The organism is Methanocalculus sp. (assembly GCF_030651615.1).
In the GTDB taxonomy this organism is placed as follows: Archaea; Halobacteriota; Methanomicrobia; order Methanomicrobiales; family Methanocorpusculaceae; genus Methanocalculus.
Genome location: NZ_JAUSCG010000046.1, coordinates 1 through 2,972, shown reverse-complemented (window position 1 = coordinate 2,972; position 2,972 = coordinate 1). Strand labels below are relative to the sequence as shown.

Genomic DNA, 2,972 nt, shown 5'->3' with positions numbered 1-2,972 from the left:
ACGGCTGTGAGATCGGGATCGCACAGGCGATGCAGGCTGTTGCAGCACGACAGGAGCCAAACGCCGATATGAATCCTATTCTTCTCAAACCAAAAGCAGATAGCATATCCCAGGTGATCGTCCTTGGGAAACCATACCGGGATCTCCCTATTCGGGAGTATTACAAGGAGACTGACACCCTCCTTGAGGTGGTTCTCGCTGCATATAATCGTCTCTTCTCTGAAACCGGGTGCGTCATCTGTGAAGGTGCAGGGGGGGCAGCAGAGCTCAACCTCTATGATCGTGACATTGCCAATATAAGGCTTGCAGAGCGGCTTTTAATCCCGATCATCCTCATCGCGGATATCGAACGTGGCGGAGTTTTTGCCCAGCTCTATGGGACGATACAGCTCCTTCCGCCGAAGGTGCGGGAGCTTGTTGCAGGTGTGATCATCAACAAATTCCGAGGGGATCCTGAGATATTCGCCTCCGGAATAACGCTCATTGAAGAGATATGCTCGGTCCCGGTGCTCGGCGTCGTTCCATACACCGAACTCTCCCTTCCAAGTGAAGATTCACTCTCACTTTCAGATAAACGCGCATCATCTTCAGCAGTCAGGATCGGGATCATCCATCTCCCAAGAATATCAAACTTCACCGACTTTGAATCACTTGAACGATCCTCATCGGTTACATATGTCCGTCCCGGCGACTCTCTCAGCAGCTATGACTGCATCATCATACCAGGTACAAAGAATACCATCGAAGATCTCCTCCATCTCAAAGATACAGGTACAATTGAGGAGATCCATTCGGCAAAGAAGAGAGGTGTCCCAATTATTGGCATCTGTGGGGGATACCAGATGCTCGGAGAGACGATCTATGACAAGGCGATTGAATCGGATGAGAATAGATTATATGAAGGGATAGGGCTTCTACCGGTTGAGACAGAGTTCTCAGAATACCGAAAAACAACGATCCGGGTGAAGAGAAGAGCAGGTCCGATTCCACCCATCTTATCTGCCATAGGAGAGGTGAACGGATACGAGATTCATATGGGAGAAACAAAGAGGCTGGGGGGAAGAGAAGCTTTCTATGGAGAAGGGACATCTTCCGATGACGGACTGGTCTTTGGTACATACCTCCACGGCCTCTTCCAGAATCAAACAGCCGTATCCGCACTCCTCAGGTATTTATATGAGAAGAAAGGGATGGTCTATCATGAAACAACCGGGATCGATCCCTATGATCATCTCGCTCACCACCTTGAAGCTCATATCGACATGGATCACATCGCTTCACTCGCCGCACCTAAAGAACGACGGGAGGATCCGTCAATCTGATCAGAGGGAGTAGTATGAGCACACGGATTTCATTTACCCTTGAAAGTGAGCTGACAGAACAGATCGAGCGGTTCGCGCAGGAGAAGAGAATTGATCGGAACGAAGCAATTCTGAGACTCATTGAGGCTGGAGTTGTGAAATATTCAGAGGATGAATCATTTGTTCCGGTGAAGCAGGATAGGGGTTTTGAAGAGATGAAGGTGATCAAGCGTTCCATTGATGACCTCACAGTGACCGTTAGTGATCTGAAGAAGGAGATACGGGTTGTCCACCATATCCTTGACTTTGAATGGCAGAAGGAACCACGGTATATCCCACAACATAAACGTAAATGGTGGGAGTTCTGGAAAGGGATCTGATCGGTTCAGCTGATGATCGACATGATACTGCGGTACCCTTCGGATGTACGATCATCACACCAGATCCGTGTAACCGCCTTCAGGTCAACCTCATCTGTCGCTCCACTCCGTGAACAGTATGCACGGGCTGGAGAGGGCACTTTTACTCCACCCACCTCAAAGTAGCGGGAGTGGGCACAGAACCGGCACCGATCAAGTGTCACTGCCTTTCCAGGAAGACAGGGGGCCCGGCCCCTCTCAACAACCAATATCCGCATATTTTCTTCACCCATAGAATATCACTTCATACCCATCTCCACATAAACGTTCACTGACCTCCTGCCGCCATGCAGGATCACCAAGACCACCGAACATATCCGCAAGTTCAGCCCACCGGTCTTTGAGGGTCTGATCATCTGTTCTGAGATCCCTCCTCCCTTTCATCTCCCCACAGACCACCCCATTCTTCATCACCTTTCCGGTACAGCAGATATAATCCCGGCAGAACCGTGGGCGTGACTGATAGATGGTGCAGATAGTATCTTCACCATCCTTTCGGAGGAACGGGCATGCATCCGGATGTTCAAGGAAATATGACTTGTCAGAAAGAAGCAGTGACCTTCCCGGATCAGGAACAGCCATAAAAGCCTCCTTCGTCAGAGTAAGGCTGCACCCATACGCCCCCCCTATCATTTGATTAATTTTGATATACCGCCCAAACCCGTTGCAGCACCTCCCACAGAGGGTACAGGCAAACTCCGAATCCATAGCAATTCTCTCATGCTGACGGAAGATAAGAGTATCCAAAGAACATATCCCATCTTTTAACCATGATCCTGACATATATGCAGGTACTATGAAAGTCTGCATCATGTGCGGGGGTGAGGGAACACGCCTCCGTCCTCTTACTTTTGAGCGACCCAAGCCATGCATCCCCATTGCCGGGATACCTTCGATACAACATCTGGTAGTGCACCTCGCAAATCTTGGTTTTACCGACATCGTCATTACACTCGGGTACCTCGGAGACCGAATCAGAGAAGCCCTTGGAGATGGGTCCCTCTACTCAGCAGAGATCACCTATGTTGAAGAGAAGACGAAACTTGGAACCGCCGGATCGGTGAAGAATGCACAGGAGTACCTCGATGGAATGCCGTTCCTCGTTGTCGGCGGCGACCATGTCACCGACATCAATCTCCTCGAGTTTTACCGTGAGCATAATAAGAACGGTGCGATCACCTCAATCGGACTGATAGGTATAGACGATCCCTCTGAGTACGGCATCGCAGAGATCGACGCAACATTCACCATT

General features: G+C 49.9%; 5 protein-coding genes. 3 read left to right on the top strand and 2 right to left on the bottom strand.

Annotated elements, in window-relative coordinates:
* The coding region (locus tag Q7V06_RS01765) for a cobyric acid synthase (RefSeq protein WP_304837177.1) at positions 1 to 1,322 on the top strand (1,322 nt) is incomplete at its 5' end.
* A gap of 14 nt (positions 1,323 to 1,336) precedes the next feature.
* On the top strand, positions 1,337 to 1,681 hold the full coding sequence (locus Q7V06_RS01760; RefSeq protein ID WP_304837174.1) for a type II secretion system protein E: 345 nt from the start codon (positions 1,337 to 1,339) through the stop codon (positions 1,679 to 1,681).
* A gap of 5 nt (positions 1,682 to 1,686) precedes the next feature.
* Here the strand turns inward: Q7V06_RS01760 and Q7V06_RS01755 are convergent, their stop codons facing one another.
* The gene (locus Q7V06_RS01755) at positions 1,687 to 1,953 is read right to left on the bottom strand and encodes a hypothetical protein (protein ID WP_304837172.1); all 267 of its coding nucleotides are present in this window, start codon (positions 1,951 to 1,953) and stop codon (positions 1,687 to 1,689) included.
* Positions 1,946 to 2,428 carry a YkgJ family cysteine cluster protein gene (locus Q7V06_RS01750; RefSeq protein WP_304837169.1) on the bottom strand — a complete coding sequence of 161 codons (483 nt, stop codon included), beginning with the start codon at positions 2,426 to 2,428 and terminating at the stop codon, positions 1,946 to 1,948. The genes Q7V06_RS01755 and Q7V06_RS01750 overlap by 8 nt, the downstream gene beginning before the upstream one ends.
* Before the next feature lie 88 nt (positions 2,429 to 2,516).
* On the opposite strand from Q7V06_RS01750, the gene Q7V06_RS01745 reads away from it, so the two are divergent.
* A partial coding sequence (locus Q7V06_RS01745) for a nucleotidyltransferase family protein (protein WP_304837166.1) occupies positions 2,517 to 2,972 on the top strand: 456 nt, incomplete at its 3' end.

Coding starts and splice junctions, on each gene's coding strand:
- Q7V06_RS01760 (WP_304837174.1), top strand. CDS start 1,337: ATGAGCACACGGATTTCATTTACCCTTGAAAGTGAGCTGACAGAACAG.
- Q7V06_RS01755 (WP_304837172.1), bottom strand. CDS start 1,953: ATGGGTGAAGAAAATATGCGGATATTGGTTGTTGAGAGGGGCCGGGCC.
- Q7V06_RS01750 (WP_304837169.1), bottom strand. CDS start 2,428: ATGGATTCGGAGTTTGCCTGTACCCTCTGTGGGAGGTGCTGCAACGGG.